18 protein-coding genes and 1 pseudogene are annotated in these 25179 nt (G+C 52.1%); 7 read left to right on the top strand and 12 right to left on the bottom strand.

The window, feature by feature from the left end:
* Positions 1-16: 16 nt before the first annotated feature.
* From BN1125_RS18090 to BN1125_RS03915, 3 genes are all read right to left on the bottom strand, one after another.
* Positions 17-4066 (bottom strand): EAL domain-containing protein, encoded by a 4050-nt coding sequence (locus tag BN1125_RS18090; protein WP_167562304.1) that lies wholly within the window; start codon positions 4064-4066, stop codon positions 17-19.
* 377 nt (positions 4067-4443) lie between these two features.
* On the bottom strand, positions 4444-4881 hold the full coding sequence (locus tag BN1125_RS19830) for an IS1595 family transposase (RefSeq protein WP_156993066.1): 438 nt from the start codon (positions 4879-4881) through the stop codon (positions 4444-4446).
* 27 nt (positions 4882-4908) lie between these two features.
* Positions 4909-6270: a GumC family protein gene (locus BN1125_RS03915; protein ID WP_042010805.1), complete on the bottom strand. Its 1362-nt coding sequence runs from the start codon at positions 6268-6270 to the stop codon at positions 4909-4911.
* 265 nt (positions 6271-6535) lie between these two features.
* Here BN1125_RS03915 and BN1125_RS03910 point away from each other — a divergent pair, with 265 nt between their 5' ends.
* The 3 genes from BN1125_RS03910 to BN1125_RS03900 are packed head-to-tail and all read left to right on the top strand — an operon-like array spanning position 6536 to position 9448.
* The gene (locus tag BN1125_RS03910) at positions 6536-7591 is read left to right on the top strand and encodes a glycosyltransferase (protein ID WP_042010804.1); all 1056 of its coding nucleotides are present in this window, start codon (positions 6536-6538) and stop codon (positions 7589-7591) included.
* Positions 7592-7622: 31 nt separating this feature from the next.
* A complete protein-coding gene (locus BN1125_RS03905; protein WP_042010803.1) occupies positions 7623-8816 on the top strand; it encodes a glycosyltransferase family 2 protein in 1194 nt (397 codons plus the stop codon).
* A complete protein-coding gene (locus BN1125_RS03900; RefSeq protein ID WP_005333398.1) occupies positions 8813-9448 on the top strand; it encodes a sugar transferase in 636 nt (211 codons plus the stop codon). Before BN1125_RS03905 ends, BN1125_RS03900 begins: the two co-directional genes overlap by 4 nt.
* Before the next feature lie 288 nt (positions 9449-9736).
* Here the strand turns inward: BN1125_RS03900 and BN1125_RS03895 are convergent, their stop codons facing one another.
* Positions 9737-10738 (bottom strand): glycosyltransferase family 4 protein, encoded by a 1002-nt coding sequence (locus BN1125_RS03895; RefSeq protein ID WP_052446051.1) that lies wholly within the window; start codon positions 10736-10738, stop codon positions 9737-9739.
* An 80-nt stretch (positions 10739-10818) separates the two neighbouring features.
* A complete protein-coding gene (locus BN1125_RS03890; RefSeq protein WP_280136060.1) occupies positions 10819-11769 on the bottom strand; it encodes a PP2C family protein-serine/threonine phosphatase in 951 nt (316 codons plus the stop codon).
* Between the two features lie 338 nt (positions 11770-12107).
* Here BN1125_RS03890 and BN1125_RS18350 point away from each other — a divergent pair.
* The 4 genes and pseudogenes from BN1125_RS18350 to BN1125_RS03880 all read left to right on the top strand — a co-directional run.
* A pseudogene (locus tag BN1125_RS18350) lies at positions 12108-12341 on the top strand (IS4 family transposase); the annotation flags it as partial.
* A 23-nt stretch (positions 12342-12364) separates the two neighbouring features.
* Positions 12365-13756 (top strand): sensor domain-containing diguanylate cyclase, encoded by a 1392-nt coding sequence (locus tag BN1125_RS18345; protein ID WP_084202242.1) that lies wholly within the window; start codon positions 12365-12367, stop codon positions 13754-13756.
* Between the two features lie 528 nt (positions 13757-14284).
* Positions 14285-14776, top strand: a complete 492-nt coding sequence (locus BN1125_RS03885) for a putative pterin-binding protein (protein WP_042010802.1) — start codon at positions 14285-14287, stop codon at positions 14774-14776.
* A gap of 8 nt (positions 14777-14784) precedes the next feature.
* Complete coding sequence (locus BN1125_RS03880; RefSeq protein WP_042010801.1) at positions 14785-16611, top strand: ATP-binding protein; 1827 nt, start codon at positions 14785-14787, stop codon at positions 16609-16611.
* 243 nt (positions 16612-16854) lie between these two features.
* Here the strand turns inward: BN1125_RS03880 and BN1125_RS03875 are convergent, their stop codons facing one another.
* The 7 genes from BN1125_RS03875 to BN1125_RS03845 all read right to left on the bottom strand — a co-directional run bounded on the left by BN1125_RS03875 (position 16855) and on the right by BN1125_RS03845 (position 25042).
* Positions 16855-18432 carry an aspartate:alanine exchanger family transporter gene (locus BN1125_RS03875; RefSeq protein WP_042010800.1) on the bottom strand — a complete coding sequence of 526 codons (1578 nt, stop codon included), beginning with the start codon at positions 18430-18432 and terminating at the stop codon, positions 16855-16857.
* A 159-nt stretch (positions 18433-18591) separates the two neighbouring features.
* Positions 18592-21783: a type I restriction endonuclease subunit R gene (locus tag BN1125_RS03865; RefSeq protein ID WP_042010798.1), complete on the bottom strand. Its 3192-nt coding sequence runs from the start codon at positions 21781-21783 to the stop codon at positions 18592-18594.
* Complete coding sequence (locus tag BN1125_RS03860; RefSeq protein ID WP_042010797.1) at positions 21780-22169, bottom strand: HI0074 family nucleotidyltransferase substrate-binding subunit; 390 nt, start codon at positions 22167-22169, stop codon at positions 21780-21782. Before BN1125_RS03860 ends, BN1125_RS03865 begins: the two co-directional genes overlap by 4 nt.
* Before the next feature lie 9 nt (positions 22170-22178).
* The gene (locus BN1125_RS03855) at positions 22179-22478 is read right to left on the bottom strand and encodes a nucleotidyltransferase domain-containing protein (protein ID WP_042010796.1); all 300 of its coding nucleotides are present in this window, start codon (positions 22476-22478) and stop codon (positions 22179-22181) included.
* An 82-nt stretch (positions 22479-22560) separates the two neighbouring features.
* On the bottom strand, positions 22561-22719 hold the full coding sequence (locus tag BN1125_RS18895; protein WP_156993060.1) for a hypothetical protein: 159 nt from the start codon (positions 22717-22719) through the stop codon (positions 22561-22563).
* Positions 22716-24083, bottom strand: coding sequence for a restriction endonuclease subunit S (locus BN1125_RS03850; protein WP_042010795.1), 1368 nt, complete (start codon positions 24081-24083; stop codon positions 22716-22718). The genes BN1125_RS18895 and BN1125_RS03850 overlap by 4 nt, the downstream gene beginning before the upstream one ends.
* Entirely contained in the window at positions 24080-25042 is a 963-nt protein-coding gene (locus BN1125_RS03845) for an Abi family protein (RefSeq protein ID WP_042010794.1), read from the bottom strand. The genes BN1125_RS03850 and BN1125_RS03845 overlap by 4 nt, the downstream gene beginning before the upstream one ends.
* Positions 25043-25179: the final 137 nt, after the last annotated feature.

The following is a 25179-nucleotide window of genomic DNA, read 5'->3' as shown; positions in this document are numbered from 1 at the left end:
TGTTTTTATAACCTGATTACCCATGATTAGCAATCGTCACTAACTTTTGTTTACCTGTACATGAGTTGACAATATCTTCAAATTCATCAATTGGAATAGGTTTACTAAACAAGTATCCCTGAAAATGAGAACAGCCTTCCGCTAGCAATATATCGCGTTGTTCTTCAGTTTCAACGCCTTCAGCAATGATATCTAAGTTCAAACTGTTAGCCATTGCAATGATGGTTCGTACAATAGCGCGATCATTATCGTCAACGACAAGTTCACGAACAAACGATTGGTCTATCTTGAGCTGATCAAGGGGCAAACGTTTTAGATATTGCAATGATGAATATCCTGTTCCAAAGTCATCGAGCGAGAATTTTACACCAATCGTTTTCAGTGAGAGCATAGTATTAATCGTTACATCAAGGTTATTGACTAACATACTTTCAGTGAGTTCGATTTTTAACCTTTGTGGAACAATATCATACTGCTCAATGGTAGACTGAACTTGTTTGGCAAAGTTGGCGCTGTGGAACTGTTTTGCACTTACATTAATCGACAATATAAGATCACTCATATGTTCTTGTTGTTGCCACAATTTTAGTTGAGCGCACGCAGAGTTAAGTACCCATTCACCAATAGGTATAATGAGTCCTGTTTCTTCAGCAACAGGAATAAATTCAATGGGCGACACAAAGCCGTGCTCTGGGTGATGCCAGCGTATCAGGGCTTCGGCCCCAAAAGGTCGATTAGATTTATCTACTTGAACCTGATAGTAAAGCTGGAACTGTTGATCTGAAATGGCTTTACGAATGTCAGCCTCAAGTGTTGAACGCGCATTGATCTGCTCTTGCATTTTAGGATTGAAAATACATATCGCATTGCGACCATCATGTTTAGCCTGATACATGGCAATATCGGCATGTTTGATTAGTTTTTCAGGTGAAACATCATCTTCATTGAAGATTATGACACCAATACTGCAGGTACCATGGTATTCATTTGTTGCAAGCTGATAGACCTGATTAAGGCTCGATAATATTTCATTTGCCACATTTATTGTATCTTCTGTGGCTTTATCAATGTTTTTATCTAAATATTCCAGCAAAACAACAAATTCATCACCACCAAGGCGAGCGACAGTATCATGTTCACGGACTGTTTCTTGTAGGCGACTTGCAACCATCTGTAATAAAAAATCGCCATGTTCATGCCCAAGAGTGTCATTGAGGATTTTAAAATTATCAATATCTAAGTACATCAATGCACCTATTTTTTTAGTCCTTGCGCACGAAGCCAATGCCTGTGATAAACGGTCCATAAATAAGCGTCGGTTGGGCAATTTTGTTAATGGATCATAAAATGCCAATAAGTGGATCTCTTCTTCGGCAGTTTTCTGGCTGGTGATGTCAGTAAAAGTTGCAACATAATTAGTAATCTGATGCTGAGTATTCATTACGGCGGTGATAGTTAATTTCTGTGGATAAATTTGACCATTTTTACGCTTATTCCATATTTCACCTTGCCATATGCCATTTTTGTTAATGCTTTTCCACATAGTCGAATAAAATTTAGCATCGTGTCTTCCGGAACTAAACATGCGAGGGTTTTTGCCAATCACGTCAATCATGTCGTAGCCAGTGATGGCAGAAAATGACTTATTGGCACGAAGGATAAGGCCTTGGGAATCTGTTACAAACATGCCCTCTTGAGACTCAAATGCAATGGCCGCTATGCGGATTTCTTCTGCTAATTTTTCATGCTCGGTAATGTCGAAAAGAACACAATGCGTCCTTACAAAATTTCCTTTCCCATCCCTTTGAACTCGACCATGTAATATCACATCAATTATCCGACCATCTCTGCCTTCTAATTTTAACTGAGTGTTAGCATTGCCTGTTTTTTTAAATTCTTTAAATTTGCATGGAAATTGATCCTGAATTTCATCTATCCAAATTTCGCCAAAAGTTGTTCCTAAAATTTCTTCTCGAGAAAAGCCGATCATGTTACAAAATTGTTCATTTACATCAATAAATCGCCCATCAGCATCTAAAGATTGGTAGGCAATTGGTGTTTGTTGAAATAACTCTCTGAAACGTAATTCGCTTTCTGCTAACTGTTTGTAGGTTTCTATCCTTTCACTAATATCATGGGAAAAACCAATCGTTCCTATCAGTTGACCTAACGAGTCAAATAGTGGGCTTTTGAATGTTTCATTATATCGCACCTGACCACCCACTATTACAGACTCTTGCTGTATATGTTTAGTTTTTTGAAATGAAAGCACTTCTTCATCATCGACTAAATAATGCTCTGCTAACTCTTTGGGCCAAATATCGTAATCGGTTTTTCCAATTATTTGGTTTGAATCACTCAACCCGATTAGATCCGCATATTTTTTGTTTATGTTAAGATATTGGCCTTTAGTATCTTTATGCCAAATTAAAAATGGTGAATTGTCTAAAATAGAGCGTATGTTAGATTCACTTTGTTGTAATGCAGTTTTGGCAAAATAATGCTGACTAGTAATCGCTAGTAATAATACTTGCAACAAACCGCTAAAAACCAATCCAATAAGCAACATTTTCCAAGCAAAACTCGTTACATGGCCATCAATATAATGTGTAGTTGGGATAATGGTTAGTTGCCACGTTCGACCTCCAACATTAATATCGCTTTGCCATAGGTATTTTAGGTATCTTGAAGTCGTGTTTAAATGTGATCTAAATAATGTCACTTCAGTAATGGGGGCATATTTGTCTTTAATTTGTATTTCTACATTTTTCATCAAACCTTGTGAAAGCAAAGATTTCATCATGCTTTCTATGCGGACTACGGCCACTGTAAAACCGGATATGACCTCACTCTGGATATTATCTTTAATCGTAGTTACAGGGGCTATGATTAGTATCGAAGCACTATCTCCTGTTTCTTGGACGAGTTTAATGGGTGATGTTATTGCTAACTGCCCCGTATGCAGCACTTGCGTTATGGCTTTGAGCCGAACTGAGTCTGAAGCAATGTCGAAACCTAATGCTTGTTTATTGGAATCGAAGGGTGATATGTACGTTACTGGTGTATAGTGATCGCGGTTTTTAGCGCGAATGAGGTTGCCTTGTACATCCTTTTCGGTAATTTGAAATGTAGGAATGTTTAAATGTTTTGCTAACTGATTTTCAAAGTTTGCTCTTTCAGGAGCAGAAAGATACCTGTTCCAACTAATCCCATATAAGTCAGGATTAAGGGAGAGCAAGTTGCGAGTATAGCTTTGAAATTTAGTGTGGCTGAGCTCAGGGTATATTTGCATCAAGCTACTAAGGGAAAATAAAGTCTCTGTAAAAACATTTAGTTTGCTTTTAATGTTATGTTCTATTTCAAGACCAGTGTTTTGCATCTGAATTTTTAGTTGACGACTTTCAATTTTTGCGACATAGATAAAAACAATAAAAACCATTAACAATGTGATCAACGTAGGAAGCATTACAGTCCGCATGATACTTCTAGCAAATGGCTGCTCACGAAATAGCAGGGTAAGTGTGATAGGATAAAATAATAGTACACCAATGGAATCACCAATCCACCATGTTAACCAGTTTGATGCAAAATGTTCGGCAGAAATAATGTCAAATACATATAACGTTATGCAGCCCCAAGTGGATGAGATTAAGTTAGCTAAAGGTGCCAATATAATTAAAAACAGAACAATTTTTTGCAGCGTAGCGAGCGTCTTCGAGTTTGTTTGGAAACTTTTTAAGAGGTAAAAGGCTACTAGCGCCTGAATACTTGCCCCGATTCCAATTAACAGCGCCATAAAAACATGCTGCAACTCTAAGGCTTCTGTGCTTCCAACTATCCATAGATTGAGAAGAAATGAGCCTAACCATACTCCTGGTAATAATCTAATCCCGCCATATAGGATTGCACTAACTGCGATACCAGATGCAGGGAATATTGCTGTTGAATAATTTTGAGGTGGAGCAAGTTCTACTCCTGCTAGCCCCAGCACAAAATAGATAGCAGCCAGACCTAAAACTTGGATTGGAACTATTAAGGGGAAATTAGAATTAAGCATCTGTGTCATTTTCATTTCCCCTGCATGTTCTAATAATCGTGTAAATTAATGATCACTATAATACAGCTCCTCTAATTTAAAAATGAGCATAGTTGTCATCTCAACGCTTAGCAAGATGATTATGTATTCAGTTACCTGATTACCCGGTCGGCCACCACGGCGCTGTTCCCGTTACGTGTTAGTGAGTCGATTGACATCACCCAGCAACCATGAGCGAGCGTTGTTTGGCTCCTTACCGACTACACGGAACCAAGCCAGATAGTTCATCAGGTATTCTGTTCCTACACCATGAAACGTTGGCATCCACCCACGCCACCGGCTCACGTAGTTGTTCAGCGTCTGGATGTGAAATACCTCATCCTCTACACGAGGTTTGTCCAAATAAATCAAGCGCTTATGAATGGTGCCGGGACTTTTTCGGCCACCGAACTGGTGCTCAGGTTGCCATCCGTGCAGAGGACAGAGCCGGGGGCTAACAACGGTTTTAGCGTCGGTTCGATTTGGGAAAGACTCTTGTCCAGCAGCACAGCATCACTCTCCCGTCCATATCGGTCCAGGGCGATTAATACCGGTACCAAGGGCACATAACCATGCCCTGTCCCACCATGGTGTCGTGCAGGCCGCGCCAAATGGCGACGCCCTTTGAATGACTCGGGGACAAATATTTCGTCGGCCTCCACTATCCCCGCCAATCGGCGCGCCCGGGTCGTCATGGCGTAGCGCAGAAAACGATGTCGCCAACGAAACGCGGTTTTCAAGTTGATACCACGTTCCCTCCATTCAAAACCTGCGGGGCTGTCGCCCCGGCGAAATTCCCCTCCCACCTACGTAGGAGTGAGTCCCCTTTCTCATTAAGATGGATAATCTGGCACCGGCTCGCAGTAGGGAATGCGGCTTAGCACCGGCGCCTTGACCAGCGCGGCCAGTTGATCGGAGCGGCGCAGGCTGGTATCCGCCAGTTCGGCCACCAGCGCCAGACCGCAGCCGAGCCCCAGCCCGCCAACCATGCCCGCCAGCAGAAACAGCCAGAGCGGATAGTTGCTCGGCTTGCTGGGGGCAAAGGGTTTGTCGATCACTTTGATCCGCTCCCCCTGCTCGAAGTTGCCCAGATCGCCGGTCACCTTGGCCTTCTCATAGCGCAGCAGCAAATCCTGATAGAGGGTGCGCTTGACCGCCAGATCCCGCTCCAGCTCGGCGAGCTGGCGCTCGGTATCCCCTTGGGAGTCAACCACCTTGTCCAGTCCATCCAGCTGACTCTTCAAGCCGGCGGCGTTTTGCTCTGCCTCCGTCAGCTGCGTCTGGGCCAGCTGCCACTCGGGCCCGCGGGCCATATCCGGCTGGGATTTGAGCTGCTCAAACTCCTGCTGCAACTGGTCAATCTGATAGCGCAGACTCTGCACCTTGCTGTGCTCGTCGCTGTAGCGGGCCCGCAGCAACACCAGTTCGGTGCGCATCAGTTGCAGCTTCTCATCCAGTTGGCGGGCCAGCTGGCTCTCCTGCCCCAGCGATAGCTGATCGACCCGGGCCTTGGCCTGCTGCAGGGTGATCAGGCTCTCGGCATAGCGCTCCTGCAAACCATAAAGACGGGCGACGTTGGTACTCTGCTGCTGGGGCAAGGCGCTGGCATGCTCCCGTTTAAAATCGGCGAGCAGTTGCTCGGCCGCTTGCAGTTCGCTGCGGCGGCTGTCGAGCTGGCTTTGCAGGAAACGTTCGGACGATTCTGCCGACTGGCGCCCCTTGCTGAGCAGGTTGAAGAAAAAGCGCCGCGAAATGGCTTCGAGCAAACCGGCGCTGTTGGCCGCCGAATCCGCTTTGACCTTTATCTCGATCACCTCATCGCCGATCAGCCGCAGCGAGACGGCACTCGAGAGCCAATCCATGATGGCATCGCGCTGGGCTGGGGGGGTCTCGTCATTGACCAGACCGCGATCCCGCGCCACCCCGTCCAGCACATAACGGCTGCGCAGCAGGGCTTCGAGCACCGCAAAGCGATCCTTGAGACTCTCCTGAGTGATCAGATCCTTGAGGGTCGGGGTCTGGTTGGCATCTTGCGGCACCATAAAGGTGGTGCGGCTCTCATACTCCTTGGGGGTGAGCAGACCGACCGTCACGCCCACCAGCGGCATCACCAGTACCGGGATCACTAGCAGATAGCGACGGCGCCAGGCGGCAAAGAGAATGATGTAGAGGTTGTAATAGAACTGGACAGGCATGGCATCACTCCCTGAGAAAAGCCCTCCCCCCGCACGATGCAAAGGCAGTGCCACCAGAGGAGCTGATCGCCTCTGTGGGCAGATCGCAAGAGTGGTACAAGATTCGCATTCTCCCGCTATCCGGGGTGTCACCCCTTCCCTTGCCGGAGCGCGAACCATGTTGTCATCAACCCCGTCGCACAGACCCCATCCCCGCGGGAGCGCCAGCGCCCAGCCCGTCTTACAACCTGTCTTACAACCTGTTGTTCAACCTGTCGTACAAATCGTGCAGCACCTGCAGCCGGGCGGGCTGGAGACCATGGTGCTCAACCTCACGCAGGCGAGCCCTGCCGAGCAACCGGTGCATATCATCTCCCTCGAAGGGCGCAAAGGGGATGTGCTAAGGGCATGGCCCGCCCTGCATCCCTTCGCGGACCACATTCACTGTCTGGAAAAGCCCGCGGGCTGGTCGCTGGCGACCCTCTGGCGGCTCACTCGGCTGCTGCGCCAACTCAAGCCAGGCGCGGTTCATACCCACCATCTGGGGCCCATGCTCTATGGCGGCCTCGCCAGTCGGCTGGCCCGGGTGCCCACCCTGGTACACACCGAGCACGATGCCTGGTATCTCGATGATCCCCATCAGCGCACGCTGGCCCTGCTGGGGCTGCGCGCCTTCAAGCCCATTCTGGTAGCCGATGCCACGCCGGTGGCCAACCAGCTGCTGGCCAAGCTGGGCCAGTTGTCGCCAACCGTCATCCCCAACGGCATCGATGAGCAGCGCTTTGCCCCGGGCGCCGCCGCCCTCGCCCGTCAGGAGATGGGGCTGCCGCAAGGGGTCAAATTGATTGGCTGCGCCGCCCGCCTTGAGTCGGTCAAGGGGCATACCTTGCTGCTGGAGGCGATCCGCGCCCTGCCGGAGGAGGTGCATCTTGCGTTGGCTGGGGTCGGCAGTTTGCAAAATGCATTGCAACAACAGTGTCAGCAACTGGGGATCGCCCATCGGGTCCATTTTCTGGGGCTGGTCGACAACATGCCGCGCTTCTATCAGGGGCTGGATCTCTTCTGCCTCCCCTCGCTGGCAGAAGGTATGCCGCTCTGCGTGCTGGAAGCACAGGCCTGCGGGGTGCCGGTGGTGATGAGCGATGTCGGTGCGGCCAGAGAGATCGTCTGTCAGGCCAGCGGCCATATCCTGTCAGAGCGGGATCCCGGCCGCCTTGCCCAGCTTCTGGCACAAGGGTTGCTGCACTGCCATAGCCTGCGTGCCGTCACCCGAGAGTTTGTGTGCCAGCAAAGCAGCTTGAGCCGGATGGCTCAGGCCTATCAGCAGCTTTACAGCCGCTGATCAAGCGACCCGATGACCAGAGGAGCCTCCCATGGAGTGGATCATGATCGTGTTCTGGCTGTGCGCTGTCCTGGTGGTCTACCACCATGTCGGCTATCCCCTGCTGCTCAAATTCGGTGGTCGGCAGGCACGCAAGGTAGCCAATCCGCCCCGCCCCCTGGATCGAGGGTTCAAAGCAGACGCCACCGATGAGGCGCTGCCGACCATCACCCTGCTGATGCCGGTTTATAACGAGGCGGCGACCATCGCGGCCAAGCTGCAAAACCTCGCCAGCCTCGATTACCCCGCCGACAAGCTGTGGGTACATGTGCATTTCGACGGCTGCAGCGACAACAGTTACCCCATTGCGCTAAGTCAGCTCGGTGATCCCGCCCTGCAGCAGTTGCAGATCAGGCTGTTTGATCACCCCCGCAATCGCGGCAAGGTCGCCGTGCTCAACGAGGCCATGACCCGGGTGCACAGCGATCTGGTAGCCCTCACCGATGTCTCGGCCCTGCTGCCCATCGACAGCCTGCTGCTGGCGGTCGCCCATTTTGCCGATCCCAAGGTAGGGGTGGTCGGGGAGGCATACCGCTTCTGGCAACCGGGCTCACAGGGCGAGGAGAGTTACTGGCACTATCAAAGCCAGATCAAACTCTGCGAGTCGGCCCTTGGCGGCATGCTGGGGGCCCACGGAGCCTTTTACATGATGCGCCGGGAGTGCCTCACCCCGCTGGCCGCCGATACCATCAACGACGATTTCATCCTGCCGATGCAGGCCATCGCCAAGGGGTATCGCGCTGTCTATGACAATCGCTGCGCCGCACTGGAGCTGGAAGTTTCCGATGCCGCGCTGGAGGCGACACGGCGCAAGCGGATCGGGGCTGGCAACACCCAGCAGCTGTTGCGGTTGCTGCCCCTGCTGCACCCCAAGTTCGGCTGGGTTGCCTTCAACTTTGCCAGTGGCAAAGGGCTGCGGGTGTTGATGCCGCTCTGCCTGACCCTGCTGTGGCTCTGCGCCATCCCGCTGGCCACCCAATCCCTGCTGTTTCAGCTGCTGCTGGGGCTGCAACTGCTGGGGTATCTGCTGGTCATCTTGATCCAGCTGACCCCTGTCCACCCCTGGCCCAATCTGTTTCGCAAGATCCACTATCTGGTACTCGGACACTGGTACAACGGCATGGGCACCCTGCGCTACTGCCTGCGCGCCCCCATACGTTTCATGTCACAGGAGAAAGCCGTATGACACACCCCATTCCAAGATTGACCCTGGTGGTCAAACGCAGCATGGATCTGCTCGGTGCCACTCTTGGCCTGCTGCTGACGCTGCCACTGTGGCCGCTGATCATGCTGGCCATCCGGCTCGATAGCCCGGGGCCTGTGTTCTTTCGTCAGCTGCGGATCGGGCGCAGCCACGCCACCCATACCGAGCTCTTTTTCATGATCAAGTTTCGCACCATGCGCGCCGACGCCGAGGCGGCCACCGGGCCGGTCTGGTGTGGCAAGGGGGACAGCCGGATCACCCGCAGCGGCGACTTTCTGCGCAAAACCCGGCTCGATGAGCTGCCGCAGTTTATCAATGTGCTCAAGGGGGAAATGTCGCTGATCGGCCCCCGCCCGGAGCGACCCGGGATCGCCAACCGGCTGGAAGATGCGGTGCCGTACTTTATCGAACGCACCTATGAAGTGGCTCCCGGTATTACCGGTCTGGCCCAGGTCAATCAGGGTTACGACGAGTCGCTCGATGATGTGCGCAGCAAGCTGGCGTTCGATCTGGCCTACTCGGTCGCCCTGCTCCACCCCTGGCGCTGGCTGGTGCAGGATGTGCATATCATCGGCAAGACGATCGCCATCATGGTCGGCAAAAAGGGGCGCTAATCCCGCCGCGCCGACCTCAACCACTTCTCAACGCCCATCAGGCCATTGTCACTGCAATGGCCTTTTTTATGGCGCATCGTTGTGGCACGTCCGCGGTGATCACAAAGAAGTCAGCGACCTGATCTCCATCATCTGGCCCCATCCACAGGCCTGATGTCCGCTTGCCCCACCGCAGAAACCCAAGCGTTGCGTGATCACAGAAGCAATCCGCCCCCTGCAACCCCTAACACCGGCACATAAAAAAACGAGTAGCCAGCGGCCACTCGTTTTGACAGGTTTCTCCGTGATTCAGGCGCTGTAGACGGCCAGAATATCGGTCACTCTGTTGTTGACGCTATACCCGCGGGCTATGGTGTTGCGGGCCGCCTGACTCATTTTGCTGCGCACCACCCCATCGCTGCGCAGCCAGTAGTTGACCAGCTCCGCCATATCCCGCACATGGCCGGGCTCCACCAGCCAGCCATTGGATTTATGGTCGATCAGATTGACCAGGCCCCCCACTGCAAAGGTACAAACAGGTATGCCGTGAGCCATCGCCTCCAGGGCCACCAGCGGCAACCCTTCAAAGCGGGAAGTGATGCAGAGCAGGTCGATGTTGTGCCACTCATTGGCCATGTTCTGGAAACCATGAAGCTGGACGCGATCACCATACTGCTGCAACAAGCCGCTTTTCATGGGGCCATCCCCGTAGAGATGAAACGCCCCGTCCGGGCAGAAGGCGGCCAGCTGGCAGAACGCCTCCGGCCCCTTTTCCGGCGAGAGGCGGCCGACAAAGGCAATCCGGTTGCCAGTTACCGTAGCCGGCGTCGCAGGCATGGGGACAAAGTTGCTGATCACCGTGCTTGGCACAGGCAATTTGCGAGCGATGGGCTCGCTTACTGCAATACACTTCGCAAAACGCGCTGTGGTGCGATCCAGCCAGCTGTAAAACTTCAGCAAACCCTCCCCGTCATCTCCACTGTGAAAAGTCGAGACCACCGATTTACCGGTAAACCAGGCTGTCAGCCGCCCCAGCACCCCGGCCTTGTAGCCGTGGGTATGGATCAGCACAGAAGCAGGCTGGCGGGCCAGACGGCGCATAAAATCGCGGCTGTTTTGGCACACCTCGTAGGGCAAGCCCTGTTGTTTGAGCAGGGTCGTAAAGGGGGTCATGCCGTGGTTGCTCACCAGTACGATGGTGGGGCGAAATCCCCTGGCCAGCAGATCGTTGGCCAAGTGGATAATGTGAACTTCTATTCCACCGACCTGACGCGCATCGATGGCCAGCCAGATCTGCTGCATGGGTAACATAGGCACCTCCTCCCGTGGCTCCATGCCACCTGAAATGAGGCGCTGCATAGAGCGGGCCAGTCAGGCAAAGAGGAGCAGGATCAGGCGCCGGGACAGGCGACCAGCAAGAGGGTCATGTCATCGAGGTCGGCATCATTGATGCGCTCATCAAACCAGCGGGCAATGCGATGAGCCAGTTGCTCAAGACCGGGCCCCGAAGTCAGGCAGATCTCTTTTAGCTGCGACTCCCAGCGCTGGCGCTCTGCGGCATCACGGCTATCGAGCAGGCCGTCGGTCCAGAACAGCAGGATCTCGCCGGGCTTGAGCTGACGCTCATTGGTCACGAAGTGGGGATCCGGGCGCAAACCGGGCAAGGGGCCGGTCACGCCGACCTGACGGATGGTACCGGGTCCGACCAGCCAGGGCGCCGGGTGGCCCGCGCTGGCCCACTGCACCCGCCCCTCGTTGCCGAGTTCAATGCAGAGGGTGGTGAGCAGGGTAGCCCCGAGGAGCGGATCACTGTGAACCGCATTGGACAAGATGGTCAGTAAACGGGCGGGGGCGAGACCCAGATCGTGCGCCGTCAGCAGGCCACGCAGATAGCCGGCATAGGCATGGGCAAAAAACTTGGCCTCCGCATCGTGCCCCATCACATCCCCGAGCCACAACACCCGATCTTTGACCAGCAGAAAGTCACCGCCCCCCACGGTGGCCGCGCGGGTTTGCAGCGCCAGCTGGTATCCCCCTATCGAGGGAGCGGGCAATAACGGGCGCAGCGCCGAGGTCATACGCTGATCCAGCTGCTCGCCCCATTGCGATTTGAGCTGCTGCGATCGTTGCAGTACCCGCGAAACCGCGAGCAACAACGCCTGTTTGGTGATGGGTTTGACCAGAAAGTCATCGATCCCCAGCGCCCCCGCCCGGCTCTGGGTCCACTGATCTTGATGACCGGTCAGAAAGATAAAGGGCACTCCCTTCATCTTGGGATCCTTCATCAACTGCTGGCGCAGCCCAAAGCCATCGATCCCCTCCATCTCGATATCGGAGAGCACCAGTGCGGGGGGTGGTTTCCCATCGAGGGGTAAAAGTGATCGAGTTGGGATGTTATTGGGTGATCGACATGGATGTTATTACGCGATCGGCATGCGTGGGAATACGCAAGCAGCGAATATTTGGAAGTCGTCCTCACGGCAGGCATCCAGAAATTGACCATCAGTTAACAAAATATTCACGCTCTCACCCTGGGTCACGCTGCTGAGCAAGATGCATGACCTGGGCATCACGCCATCGCCGGACAAAGCAAATAAAATCGATACAAAACAGTACTTTGGAAGGTGTTTAAATTGACATTTTTTCTCAAGGCCCTGTACATGAAGCGGTGCTAAGCTAAGATGAATGTCAGTTGCTGAACTATCTGGACAAGGGAAAACGTAAACTTAAAGAGCGAGAAGGCAGCTTGCAATGGGCCTACATGGCGATAGCCAGATTGGGCGGTTTTATGGATAGTAAGCGAACAGGGATTGCAGGCTGGAGCTCACTCTGGGTAGGCTGGTAAACACTGCAAAGTAAACTGGACGGCTTTATTGCCGCCAAAGAGATGATGGCTTCGGGGATCAAGATCTGATCAAGAGACAGGGATGGTATGTAATGAAAAGAGAACATTACTTAAAAAAAGAACTTTATGAATTAATTAAGAGTGATGATTCTATTTTTGATTTTATTCAAAAAGCGTCCTTAGATGGTATTTGGTATTGGAATTTAGAAAAAACTAATGATGAATGGATGAGTCCTGAGTTCTGGCAGGTCTTAGGCTATGAACATGAAACAATGCCCCATTCCCCTGACTCTTGGCAAAGTATAATTAATCAGGATGACTTGAAAATCGCAATAGATAATTTCAATAAACACATTGAGGATGAAAAACATCCCTATGACCAAATTGTTCGCTACAAGCATAAAGATGGTAGCACCGTTTGGATTCATTGCAGGGGTATTGCTATTCGAAATTCGAATGGTAAACCAATTCGTATGCTTGGTGCACATAATGACATAACAAGGGTCAAAATATTAGAAGAACGAAACCAACGAAATTTAAAAGCTGTAGACGAACTATATGCAACCACAAAGCTTGACCTATTTGAAGCAGAGGCAATATTTAAAAACCTTCCTGATGGTATACTCCAAGCGGATGAATATGGTTTTATTACGAAAGTTAACGATGCAGTTTGCTCAATGCTTGGATATGCTGAACAAAAATTGCTTGCAATGAATGTGGATGACATTGTCCCACAGGAACACCGTAGTAACCATGCCAAACAGCGTCAACAGTATTTTGAATCACCGACTAATCGCAATATGTTATCTTCTCCAAGAAGTGTTTTCGCACAGCACCGAAATGGTACTAAAATACCTGTCGAAATTAGGCTAAACACATTAGCAACTCGCTATGGAAAACGTATATTAGTTAGCCTCAGAGATGTTACCGAACATAATAACTTAGTCAATTCTTTGAAAATTGCGTTAGCTGAAAATAAATCTTTAAATATCGAAGTATCACTAGATCCATTGGCAAAATTAAAAAATCGTCGTTTTTTTGAAGAAGCGGCAATCAGAGAATTTGCAAATAGTAAACGACATACCGTACCACTCTCGATAGCAATTTTTGATATCGACCACTTCAAGGATGTGAATGACAAATATGGTCATGCTGTTGGTGATGAGGTTTTGAAGGCATTGTCAAATGAGTTGAACAATCACGTTAGGGCTGGTGATACTTTAGCAAGAATTGGTGGAGAGGAGTTCGCTGTTTTATTACCTTCCACTTCGCTAGTCGCTGCTGAAATATTGCTGGAACGGATACGAGTATCAATAAAAAAATTGAAGTTTGCAAACGATACTCCAAGTTTAATAACGGCCAGCATAGGAGTGTCGACTGTTAGTGATAATGACTATAGTTATCAAGAAGTTCTACAAAGAGCTGATAAAGCTTTATACACGGCTAAAGAAAATGGAAGAGATAAAGTGATATTTAATATTTGAAGCCGACAGTATTTAATCCGTCATTCCGCACCTGATTGGGGATTTTTTTCGGCGATGATGCCTACACGTTCACAGCAAGTTGCAACATTGAGGTGTTGGCAGTTGAGGTTGGAACAAAAACTAAAATGCTCAGATTCATTCTTTCGCCCCCGTGAAATGATGTGAACTGCTACCCAACAGAACATTGTTACGTGGCAACATATGTGAAGTCACTGGTTTTCTCAATTCAATCCTGGCTGTGTGAACTTCATCACCATTTAAAATAAGAAAATTAGGTGCGGAATGTCGGATGATCCTTGCCCCTTGTTGATCCGCCCCGATACCTCGTTTTGGTAGCCAAATTGCAATTAACGCCTACCGCACGTTGCAAACTGCAATTCCCCTCATCCGACATAACCCGATAACCGGCTCTTTCGCTGAACATTCACGCTTGTTGCACCCGGCCCGATTATTGCTTTGCTCTGGCTACACCTCACCAGCCACTGTTGGCTCAATAAGCACCCGGGTGGACTCAAGGAAGGAGATATCATGAAACCAGGCCTTTATATCGCACCGCTGCTGGCAGCCCTTTGCGGCGCAGCACACGCAGCCCCCTCCCCTGACAGCGCCGTGTTGAAGGTTGAAGGGGCCATCAGCAGCCCCACTCATCAGGCACAAGCCCTGTGGGACAGCGCCATGCTGGACCAATTACCGGTACACGAAATCACGACCCATACCCCCTGGTATGATGAATCCAAGACCTTTCGCGGCCCGCTGCTGCAAGATGTATTGGCCAAAGTAGGGGCAACTGGCAAGCAGCTCACCATTACCGCGCTCAATGACTACTCGGTACAGGTGCCGGTAAGCGATGCCAAGCAGTATCAGGTCATCCTGGCCCGCACAATCAATGGCAAACCCCTGTCGGTGCGTGACAAAGGGCCGCTGTTCCTTGTCTATCCGTTCGATCACTATCCCGAACTGCAAAACAAGCTCTATTACGGTCGGGCTATCTGGCAGATCAGTACGATAAAAGTGGAATAGATCTCATCATGCGCTCCATGGCAGCCAGTCAACGTTTCTTGTTTGTGGTGCTCTGTGTGCTGCTCCTGGCCTTTGCCGGTTTTGGTACCATCCAGTACCGGCAATTTCAGGATCTGCAACGCAGTACCAGTCAGGGCGAAGACAACGTGATGTGGAACTATTTCCAGCTCTATAACGAAGCGCTGCGTTTTCAAAGCTCGCTGCTCCATGAGTCGCAACCGGCGTTTCAGCTCAGATACGATATCCTGGTCAGCCGCATGGATCTGGTGCTGGAGAGCAAGGATCGCAGCCTGCTGCAGCAAACAGCGATCTACCAGCAGGCAAGCAAAGCCATGCGTTCCTACATCTCTTTGGCTGACATCTGGCTCGGCCCGGAGGCCACCCAACCGCTGGATAAGGTGGCTCATCAGGCGTTGCACCAACAGCTCACCACCCTGCTCCCCCTGCTTCATCAGTTGACCCTGGAGGTGAACCAGCAGGCGACCCTGTTCGATGTGGCCCGCCGCGACAGCGTGAGGGAGCAGATCATCACGACGACGCTCATTGCGACCCTGCAATTTGCGCTGCTCTTTGTGCTCGCCCTGCTGATCTGGCGACAAATGAACATCTCATTTCTGCAGCACAAACTGATGCAGCAACTCAATGACAAACTGCTGCGGGCCAATCAGGCGGCAGAGGCCGGTACAAGAGCCAAAAGCAGCTTTTTGGCCAACATGAGCCATGAAATTCGCACCCCCATGAATGGCATTCTCGGCATGCTCTCACTGCTGGCCGACCGGGATATGGATCCGAGGGAGCGAGACTATCTGGAGACGGCGCGCGAATCAGCAAACCATCTGCTCGGTCTGCTCAACGACATTCTGGACGTATCCAAGCTGGAAGAGGGCAAGATAGAGTTGCAGATGGCTCCCCATCACCTACCCCAGCTGCTGGAGGATATTCGGGCCCTGATGCAGAGCAACTGCGATGCCAAAGGGATCAAACTGACCCTGACGGTTGCCCCCGATACGCCGGAGTGGTTGATGATCGACCCGCTCAGAGTGCGCCAGATCCTCTTCAATCTGGTGAGCAACGCCATCAAGTTCACCCACCAGGGAGAAGTGAAGATCCACGTTGATAGCACCTTGCTGGAGCAGGATCACCACTCGATACACATCTCGATTCAAGACTCCGGGATCGGCATGAGCAAACATCAGCTGAAGAACCTGTTTCAACGATTCTCCCAGGCTGATGTCTCGATCACCCGCCAATATGGGGGATCGGGTCTGGGACTTGAAATATCCCGTAACCTCGCACGCCTGATGGGCGGTGATATCTCGGTTGAGAGCAGCGAAGGGCATGGCAGTACCTTTACCTATATCTGGCCCGCCAGAGCCACGACCCCATCGATTGTTTGCCTCCCCGCCAAGCCGATGGATCAGGAGCGCTATCGCATCTTGCTGGTTGATGACAATGCCACCAACCGCAAGGTGATCGGCGCCATGCTCGACTCCGTCGGCCATCACGTCACACTGGCCATTCAGGGAGAAGAGGCGCTGGAGAAACTGGGTCACTCCGAATTTGATCTGGTGTTGATGGATGTCCAGATGCCAGTGATGGATGGCCTGGTGGCCACCACCCGGATCCGCACCTCTCAGATGCCCTGGGCAGATATCCCCATCATCGCCCTGACGGCTGATGCGATGCCGGAATCCAAGCAATACTATCTCTCCCATGGCATGAATGGATATATCACCAAGCCCATCAATAAAGAGATGCTGCTCAGTGAAATAAACCGGCATATTGCCCATGTTCGGCTCAAATACGACGCAACCGTGCGTGTCTCCACGCAATAACCCCCCGATTACCTCATGCAGGAAAGAGGGGCACTTTAGATGAGACCGTTCACGGTGAAATAACCAGCGCCATCTTGAAAATGTCCGGCTGGATAATATTAATCGTGCTGAAACCGCCCTGTTCTCGACATGGGGGACTATCGAAATATCGAAATCCTCACGGCGTATCTAGCCTCGCGGAACACCTGCGATTAGCTCCCCTTATATCCCCGCCCGATTGGGCGGGGGTTTACGGGGCATCGGCTAAATAACGAAAAAAAACTGCACTAATATGATTTTCAGTATGGTTCCCACGCCAGGAAAAATCATCGCGTAGCAGATTTCTGGACGACCTGTCGGCGCAAGTTGATTACCATACGCAAGGATAGCTGGGTTACCAGTTGCACCGGATGCGATCCCGAGCAACTCATCAAATTTAATTTTGAAGATGAAGTGTCCGAGCAAGATAACGGCTAGCACGACGACTGCAAGCTCAACGACCCCAGCGATAAAGATATTTAGCCCTGCCCCTGCGATGTTGTTCACAAAGGGAGCACCTGAAGAGATGCCTACGCTAGCTAAGAACAGGGTTAGGCCAAAATTGCGCAGTAGGGTATTGGCAACTATCGGCATGCTCCAGTTTAACGGACCAAGGCGACCGACATAACCAAGTACTAAAGACATAATCAACACGCCACCGGCTATTCCGAATTTAACCACACCCACACCCGGAATAGGAAATGGAATCAAGCCAATCATTGCACCAACAGCGATGCCTAAACCCATGGCAACAAAACTGTATTGGAACTCTGCATTGATAGAATCACCTAATACCTTTCTTAGTTGCTCCTTTTTACTAGGTTCAACTAAAAGGCCCAGTTGATCACCATACTCAAGCTCTAAATCAGGGTTGGCAAGTAGATCAGCATCACCTCGGCGAACTTGAATAATTTCTACCGAGATACCTTTTGGTAGAGGAATATCACGTAATTTCCTGCCAATTAATTGTTCTTTTGAGACAAACATCCGCTCATAGTCGAGGTTGTGTCTATCTTCAGAAACATGGCCATGTTCGGTGGCTTGCAACATAGCAATATGCTCAGGGTAACCAGCAACCAAGATCGTGTCGCTGGCGTCGAGCTGTAGATCATTCTCTGGAATAAGGTTGACGTTGTTACGTCTTATCGCGAGCAGGTTCACTTCATCAGGCAGTTTATGCATAACATCACCCACCTTTAGTCCTGTGAAATTCTGCGTTTTTGCATCCAGTTCGCCAGTCACTATTCGCTTAGGCGCTGGGACGTCTATGTTAGGTTTAAATATGCGTAATGCTAGGTAAAAGAATATCATCGGGCCGAACACACCAAAGGGATATGCAATGGCGTAGGCAACAGCAGGATCGTTATTACCAGAAGCATCAATTGCTGCCTGTAAACTGGCGGTGCTGGTCAATGAACCCGCAAACATACCGGCAGCAAAATCTGTTGAAAAACCCATGGTTTGACTAAGCAAAATGGCAGTGCCAAAACCGGCCAACACAGCGATAGCAGCTAACAGATTGGCTTTGATACCGAATGAACTCGCTAAGCCAGAAAAAAAGTGCCTGCCGTATTGAATACCAATGCCGTAGAGAAACAGTACCAACCCCATCAAACTCAACAAACCAGGCGGGGTAGCGTTAGGGGCAATGGCGCCAAAAGCTAAACCAACAAAAAGCACAGCGCCAATGCCAAGAGAAAAACCACCAATATTGATCTTTCCGACGGCGTAGCCGATGCCAATCACCAAAAATAGCGTGATAAATGGCTGAGAGTCTAAAAAATGCGCAATGTTTTCAATCATTTTTTGTGATCCTTATATAGTGGTCAAGTGACTGCCCACGCCATGACATGTGACCGTTCAGCTGATCACCGAACTCGATAATAAAGCGATTTAAGGCAAGCCTCCAATTCTGGATCGGCATGGTCCTTTTTTTGGAAGCTTGCAGTATAGCAAGTGTCATCACGCCTGCTGGCTCTGTGTCCGTAATGCCTGATGACCAGCCAACCCCTCGAGCAACAAGTCCAGCAGCATATTCTGCAATGCCCTGGCCTTATCGGGGTGAGAGAGGTACGTCAGCGACATGCCCTGTTGGGTTTCCATGCGTCCGATGACGGCTTCATCCACCGCATTCGGGAAATCGCCATGCAGGATCGATTCCCGTGGGTTATTGCGGACCTGCTCCATCAGGGGCCCGTTTTCACTCAGCTTGCTGACCATCCCCTGCACCCAGTCGAGCTTGTCCCCATCAGTCACGTCCAGGCCAAACAGATCATTCATCCGAGCCAGCAGTTCGGAGAGGAAGTCCTTCTTCTCCTCTTTCGGCTTGGCACTGCCGAGGGAGGCGATCCCCTCCAGTCCATAACCGGCCGCACTCTCTTTGAGTTGCAGATCCTGGGTCCGCTTGGCCTTAAGGTGGTAGTGGCTCAGCATCACCGAGGAAAGGTCTACTTGCTCTTCATCCAGCACCTCTTCCCGCAGCAGGGGCAGCAGGTGGCGTGCAAAGACACACAGCCGCTCCATGTCGTAATCGTCGAAGGGGGTGATCTGGGAGACAAACTCATAAAACCGCACATAGCCGCCCAGGTTCTTCTTGAACAACTCCAGCACCGAACGGGCTTCCCCCGCCTCCTTCAGGCGACGCTCTGCATTGACCTGGTCGCTACCTGAACCACCCTGTTCCATCAGCCACTTGAGCTGGGTCCGACACTCCCGAATAGCATCGATGGCAAGCCGGTAACGCTTGGCGAAGCGATCTCTGGCCGGAACGGCGTGCCGCAAGAAGGCATCAGCACCCCGTTTGGGGTCGAAGTAGGCATCGGTAAACGCCACCACCTCGGGCCAGGTAAAGATCCCTTCGCCCTTGAGCTTGTGAAACAGGTCATAGATCAGGTTGGGGTCCGATACCGAGTCCAACGTGGCGGTTTCGTAATACTTCTGGAACTCTTCCAGCACATCCTGCGGGTCGTTCACGAAGTCGAGTACATAGGTACTCTCCTTGCCCGGATAGGTGCGATTGAGCCGCGAAAGGGTCTGGATGCAGTCCACCCCGGTTAAGCGTTTGTCCACATACATGGCACACAGCTTGGGCTGATCGAACCCGGTCTGGAACTTGTTGGCCACCAGCATCACCTGATAGTCAGCCGTATCGAACGCCTTACGCATGTCCCGGCCCTTCAGCTCCGGGTTCATGTTCCGCTCGTTCCACGTCTGCCCCTCGTCCTCGATGTCGCCCGAGAAGGCCACCATGGCCCGAATGGCTTGATAACCCTGGTCCTTAACGTACTTGTCGAACGCCAGCTTGTAGCGGACCGCCTCCATCCGGCTGCTGGTTACCACCATCGCCTTGGCTTGTCCGCCCAACAGCTTGCCAACATGCTGGCGGAAGTGTTCGACAATCACCTGCACTTTCTGGCCAATGTTGTGCGGGTGCAGCCGCACCCACTGGGAGAGCTTGCGTTTGGCCCGTCGGCTGTCCACTTCTGCATCAGCCGCTTCGCTCTCCATCGCCAGCTTGAACGCCAACTGGTAGTTGGTGTAGTTGCGCAACACGTCAAGGATGAACCCCTCCTCGATCGCCTGGCGCATGGTGTAGACATGGAACGGCTCGGGTTTGTTCTCATCCGAAATGGGCAGATGGGGCTTGGGCGGGCGACCGAACAGCTCCAGCGTCTTGGCCTTGGGGGTGGCCGTGAAGGCGAAGTAGCTGATGTTCTGACTGCCGCCACGGGCAGCCAAGGTCAGGTTCATCACATCCTCGGCCGAGAGCTCTTCCTCATCATTCAGCTGCTCGGCCATCAACACCTCACGCAGCTGACGAGCAGTCTTGCCGGTCTGGCTGGAGTGAGCCTCGTCGGCCACCACCGCAAAGCGGCTGGCTTTCAGGCTGGTGCTCTCCTGAATGGCCTTGAGCACATGGGGGAAGGTCTGAATGGTGACGATAATGATTGGCGTGCCCGAGGTTAACGCCTCGGCCAGCTGAGCCGATTTGCTGCCATCCCCCTCTTCCCGATTAATGCGGGAGATCACCCCGGAGGCGTGATCGAACTGAGCGATGGTCTCCTGCAACTGGCTATCGAGCACGGTACGGTCGGTGACGACGATGACGGAATTGAATAGCTTCTCACTCTCTCCGGCATCGGTGTCACGCCGCAGCGACGCAAGCTGATGGGTCAACCAGGCGATAGAGTTCGACTTGCCAGAGCCCGCCGAGTGCTGAATAAGGTACTTCTGGCCGCTCCCTTCTTGGCTCAGTGTCGCCAGCAGCGTCTCGACCACCTTCCACTGGTGGTAGCGGGGGAAGATCATCGTCTCTTTTTTCTTGATGCGGCCCAGAGCGTCCTCATCCAATTTCACCTGCAGATGCAGATAGCGGCCCAGAATAGTGAGGAAGGTCTCGGGGGCGAAAATCTCCTGCCAGAGGTACTCGCTGGCGAACCCTGTCTCAGGCTGATCGTTCCCTGCCCCACCCTTGGCAGTGCCCCGGTTGAACGGCAAGAAGAAGGTATCTGCCCCAGCCAGCCGGGTGGTCATCGCCACCTCGAACTGATTGACGGCAAAGTGCACCAGCGCCCCCCGCCTGAAGGCCAGCAAGGGCTCACGCTTGCCCGCCGTCACCAACGGGCGGTCGACGCGGTACTGCTGCTTGGCGTTCTCCAGGCTCTGCTTGAAGCACGACTTGAGCTCCAAGGTCGCCACCGGAATGCCGTTCAAAAACAGAGTGAGATCGAGTCGGCCCTCATAGCCATGGGGGCTATAGACCAGCTCTGGCACCACCCGCAGCCGGTTCTTGGCATACCGCTCGCAAAGCGTGGGGTTAAGGTCATGGTCGGGCTTGAAGGTGGCCACCGCCAGCCGATGCCCTCTGTCCTCTACCTGATGACGGAGTAACCACAAAGTGCCCCGCTCATCGCTCTCAAGGGCTCTCACCACGGCGTTGAGCAGATGACGCTCCGGCTCCTCACCGTAGGTCTTGCAGTATTTCTGCCACCCCTCAGGCTGGCTCTCCTGCACATAGGCGATCAGATCGATCGGGTAGAGGGCTCGCGCTTTGTCATAGTGAGCCGACTCACCGACCAGCCAGCCCGAAGCAGCCAACTGCGCGATGATATGATCTTGAAACGCCTTCTCGCGGGCCTTATGGTCCTGACTCATAACTGACCCCCTCGGGCCAGCAGTACCTGATACAGCGCCTGCATCGCCGCAAGATGCCCCGGCAGACGGCGATAGATCTCGACCGCAAGATCTTCCTTGTAGGTATGCGAGGTCAGATTGCGATCTTTGAGCATCGACAACCAGACCGTCTCATCGGCCAGCCAGTGGGCCGCATAGGCCTGGCTCATGCACTCACGGGGGGTATTGGCCTCAATCCCTTCTGCGGCCAGCGCCTTTTTCAAGGTCTTCCAGGTCAACTCGATACAAAACTCGAAGCGTTGGATGCTGGCATCCACCACCAGCGGCTGGCTCACGTCATAGCTCAGGGATTCGGCGAGGCGTTTGAGGGCGTTGCCAAGGGCAACCAGATTCAGATCCAGACTCATTGCACCTCCTTAGGGCGTCATTCGACGGAAGAGCGGCACCCTGTCACGCAGGATGGCCTGATACAGCGGGCTCTGGGGCGACTCGTCATCGAGTCGCACACAATCGATCGGCAGAAGCGTATCGGCCTCATCGACGATCGCCAACACCTGCTGCCATTGCGCCTCGCTGGCACCGGGGCACTCGATGGCGAGATCGATATCGGAACGCTCACGGTGATCGCCACGGGCCCGCGAGCCAAATAGCCAGATCGCCTCGACAAACGGCAATCTCGCCAGTGCCTGCAAAAATTGGTAATCAACAAGCGGCATACCAGACCTCAGTATTTCTTATGCTCATTGGCTTGGCTGTAGAGAAGACATTCCATCTGCGACATGATGCGGGCCTCCTCGGTCAGGCGACGACCCTGATGCCCCGTCGCTCATCGAGCCGATTGTAACCCAACACCGTATAGACCACCTCGTCACCATCAAACGGGCCATGGCAGATCGAACACACATCGGTGCCCTTTTTATTCAACCGTGCCAGATCTTTTTCATATTTGGTTTTCATGCGGCCTCCTCGTCACTGGGTGGCGTCCAGCCACGCAGATCGATCTTGCCGGTGACGGCGGCGGAAATGAGGGCGATGCGGCGTTCTTGGAGAAGTAAGTTCTGTTGCTGAAGCTGGTTATTCAGACAATCAAATGTGCACAACCTTGCCGCGACATATTTCAGGATATCATTCGCTTCGTCCATTGGCGGAACAGCAATTGGCAATTCTTTGATTGTGCTTTGACCTATATTCTGCATCGAATCACTGGCACCAGAGGCAGATAGCTCGATTTGTCCCCTATACGCAGAGGTGCCAAGCAATAAAGCTACAAACTCTGGGCTTGCGCCAGATGACAATTTAATTCGATACAGCTTATCGCATAGTAAAAGCTGATCATAATCGTCATCGACAACTGCCGCACTACCAACTAATTCACGAGTGTTAGCTCGCGACACTAATAGCTGCCCTTTTTTTAAACGATATTCTGTTTTCGGCTCTAGTTCAGCAGGTAATGCTTTATGTTCACTAAATCTGAATACGCCTCCATTGACGCAGCCGACCTTCATAACACCAAATTCATCTTCTTCAGCAAGGCGAGCTTCACATTGAGGCGACCAGCCTTGATCCATTGAAATAATATGATGTTTCAACCTTCTGACAATCCAATGCTCCGGCACTTGGCCGAGCCACTCGACGCCGGAATCTTTCATGGGAGCATTCGGGTTAAGGCCCTTGGTGACGGCGTGGGAGATCACCGCCTGCCGCTTCTCTTTCAGCAGTTCGATCAGCCTCTGCTGCTGGGCAATCAGTCGGTCTATCCGGGCGGTTTCGTAGTCGAGGAAGGCGGCGATGGTCTGCTGCTCTTGGAGGTTCGGCATTGCAATCTGGTACTGGTATAGATCCTCCATGCGGAATGATGCTTGCATGTGTTCCGGTATAAGACCACGTTCATAGGAAAAAAGTGGCTGACAATGATAAAAGTAAAATCGTGTATCAATAACATCTGACGTTGGTATTATTACCATGCAGTTTTGAGAAAGACTAAACTTCCCTTTCAAAAATGAAAGAGTCATGGCTTTTGCACCTACTGTTGTTGCAAATAAGCACCCATCCTGAGCGGAATCGAACTCGTAAGAATTGATACTGCCCATGACCCCATCATTCTCAGTCTGGCCACTGTATACAGGGAAATCACCAGGGTTATCACCACAAAATTCTTTTGTAAGCATCTGGGCATTGCGGCCTTTTTGGGCTTTAAAATACCAAGCGATTTTTTTTATGGCCCAGTGATTTGGTATTTTCCCCAACCACTCTACTCCCGAATCTTTATATTCAGGATACGGTTGATATTTGCTGATTGAATTATGTTCGGCAGCTATCATCTCTGCTCTCCTTGTTGTTGGGCCTGTTGCCAGAAGGGATCTTGCTGCCAGCTCACTGGCATCCCCATATGGGCAAGGGATATATGGGGGTATTTGGCTAGCAGTGTGACCAAGCGGGATGACCAGGCACTGTCCGGGCTGACACGCGTCAACAGGCTCTCGATGATCACCAGCAAGAAATAGAGACGTTTGCGAGCATTGAGCTGTTGTCTGGCGTTGACCGGCAACCGCTCTGATACGATGGCCAGTCGTTCGGAGCCCTTTTTCGGCCATAAGGGGGCCGTACCGAGCTCACGATTCCAGACACGGCTATGGTGAGCACTCCAGTTACGCAAATCTGAGAGCGAGCGAAACCAGGACTTCAACACGGCATGGGGCCAACCAAAGTGGCCGGCAATCTCTTTTTGCACCTCGGGTGATCTCAAATTGGCAAAAAAGCTGGAGATTTGAGCAAAGGTCAACAGTTCCATCACCATCCAGACCGGTGGCTCTTCAGATGCGTCTGGATATCGTTGCCGATAGTGCGCCATAAAATGCTCCATCTTATGGCCCTGGGCTTTCTTCCGTAGCTCCGCCAGCAACCAACCGTGATCATAACGGCTGTCAAACAGTGCAGGATCCAGGTAACAGAATGGATCCTTGTAATGGGTTGCCAGCACCTCTGTTAACCGGGCTCGCAGTGCGACCTCCAACCGCTCAATGGCATCGAGCAGCAATAAGCGTAACTCCCTGTCAAACACATAGAGCTCAAGCACCTGCTCAAAACGAGTACCATCAATAAAGTGGTGCTCATCTTGATCCGGAATGTAAAAAGGCCGGGTGTAGGCGCTGAGACGAAAGTAACTGATATTGGCGAGATAATGACGAGCCCTGGCATCGTCATCAATCAAGAGGCCACGTTCGGCAAGCAGGGCCAGCTGTTCATCCAGCGACAGAGGGGGTTTAAGGTAGCTGTTCACTGAAATCCTCCGTTCATTGCAACGCAGTGGATTTCGAGCATAAAAAACCCGCCAGAGTGTGCATCGTAGAGAGGCATGGCGGGTGTGTTGCCCGCAATATTAGGTATCGGACGTCCGATAGTCAATCTCTTTGCGTC

Origin of the sequence: Aeromonas fluvialis (genome assembly GCF_000819885.1) — a bacterium.
Taxonomy (GTDB): domain Bacteria; phylum Pseudomonadota; class Gammaproteobacteria; order Enterobacterales; family Aeromonadaceae; genus Aeromonas; species Aeromonas fluvialis.
Note: the sequence above shows the minus strand (reverse complement) of the source record. Positions and strands in the feature narration are given on the sequence as shown.